The sequence below is a fragment of the Actinoplanes sp. NPDC051633 genome (assembly GCF_040681735.1).
In the GTDB taxonomy this organism is placed as follows: Bacteria; Actinomycetota; Actinomycetes; order Mycobacteriales; family Micromonosporaceae; genus Actinoplanes.
The window spans coordinates 1-1,914 of the sequence record NZ_JBFAZH010001352.1; the positions used below are offsets into that span (position 1 = coordinate 1).

Sequence of the window (1,914 nt, forward strand, 5' to 3'; positions counted from 1 at the left end):
CAATTACGGCCATTTGGAATTTTGAAAAACAAAATTATTTCTTAAAAAATTTGTAACGCTAGCTTTGATAAGCTAACGTTACAAATTTTTGGGTGGCACCGCCGGGGCACGTCGGCCTGTCCAGCTTGGACCGCGATCCCGCATTGCTAGATGCGTTTAGCAGTGACCTAACTCTCAAAATAAATGTCGGTCAAGAGGGTCGGATTCGCGAAAGGTGCGCCAGGCGCGCGGAGTTCTTGTGCCGGCGTGGAAAACTCTGCTCTATGCCGCCGCAACGGGCGACCCTGTTACAGGTCGCACAGCGGGCCGGCGTGTCCCGCAGCACGGCCTCGTTCGTCCTGGCCGGTCGGCACGTGGACATGCGTATCTCGGAGGACGCCCGGCAACGGGTCCTCCGGGCGGCCCAGGAACTGGACTACCGGCCCAACCTCATGGCCCGGAGCCTGCGTACCAAGGTGACCAAGACGATCGCTCTGGTCTCCGACACGATCGCGTCCGACCCGTACGCCGGACGCGCGATCCAGGGCGCCCTCGCCGCCGCCGTCGCCCACGGGCATCTGCTCTTCATCGGCGAGACCGAGGGCGATCCGGTGATCGAGGAGAAGCTGATCTCCGACTTCCTCGACCGGCAGGTCGACGCGTTCGTGTACGCCAGCATGTTCACCCGGTACGTCCGCGTGCCCAAGGCGTTGCGGGGTCGCAAGGTGGCGCTGCTCAACTGCGTCACCAGGGCGGTCAAGCCGGTCCACCACGCGGTGATCCCCGACGAGGTGACCGCCGGGTGGAGCGCCGCGAAGGTGGTCATCGACGCCGGGCATCGCGAGGGGATCCATGTGGTCGGCACGCCGGCCGAGTCGGTCTTCGCCGGAAAGGAGCGGGCGGCCGGCCTGCGGGAAGGGCTGGCCGGCGCCGGGCTGAAACTCGAGAGCGGCATCGAATGCGAGTGGTGGCCGGATTCCGCGTACGACGCGGTGCTGGCCGCGCTCGAGTCGGGACTGCGGCCGCGGGTGCTGATCTGCCTCAACGACCGGATCGCGCTGGGGGCGTACCAAGCCTTGCGCGAAGCCGGCCGCACCATCCCGGGCGACGTGTCGGTGGTGTCGTTCGACGACTCCGAGCTGGCCGCGTGGCTGCGACCCCAGCTGACCAGCATCGCGCTGCCGCACTACCAGCTCGGCTGGCAGGCGGTGGAGCTGCTGCTGACCCCCGACGCGGAGCCGGCCGTCGTGCGGGTGCCGATGCCGGTGCGCAACCGCGCCTCCGTCGGAAAACCGGCCGGCTCGGCCTAATGGGGGAAAGACACCCCTGACCCGGATCGATACGGTCCACTGTCGTGGCACATCGCAGGGTGCTCCTGGTCGGCGCCGTACTGGTCGCCGCGGCCATCGGTGCGCCGATGGCCAGGACCGTGATGGCGCCGGGCCAGGTGCCCGCGGTGGTGCCGGAAGTGGCGCCGCCGGTGGTGGTCGCACCCGCTTCGCCGCCCGAGAACGTGGAGGGCGGGCCGCCGCCGTTCGTTGGTGTGGAGCCGCCCGAGCCGACCGTCACGTCGAAACCTCGGTCGCGCATCCCCAAGAAAGATCCACCGCCGCGTACGCGGGACACGTCCGGCCCCGGCGGCGTCGTCGCACCGACCACGGTGCCGCCCGAGCGCGACGCCCCCGCCCCCTCGCCCCCGGCGGCTCCGGAGCTGGCGCCCACCAGGCTGCCCGACCACGAAGATCGCCCGGCGCCGCCGATGCCCGACGACAAGATGGAGTCGCCGGAGCCCTCGGACTAGATCGTCATACCCCCGTGGTCTCATTGACGCCGTGAGCACTCAGGCGACCTCCCCGGCGGCCCGCCGCCCGGCGTTTCGTCTGGTGCGCCGGCCGCTCCCGGGCGTGCCCGCGCTGCGCGACGATCCCCTGCAGC

Annotated in this window: 2 protein-coding genes; both read left to right on the forward strand. The window is 69.0% G+C overall.

Annotation, left to right across the window (positions count from 1 at the left end; all coding sequences use genetic code 11):
• The first annotated feature begins 263 nt into the window (after nt 1–263).
• Nucleotides 264–1,289 (forward strand): LacI family DNA-binding transcriptional regulator, encoded by a 1,026-nt coding sequence (locus AB0M20_RS40890; RefSeq protein WP_364306623.1) that lies wholly within the window; start codon nt 264–266, stop codon nt 1,287–1,289.
• A gap of 44 nt (nt 1,290–1,333) precedes the next feature.
• On the forward strand, nt 1,334–1,780 hold the full coding sequence (locus AB0M20_RS40895; RefSeq protein ID WP_364306625.1) for a hypothetical protein: 447 nt from the start codon (nt 1,334–1,336) through the stop codon (nt 1,778–1,780).
• Nucleotides 1,781–1,914 lie beyond the last annotated feature (134 nt).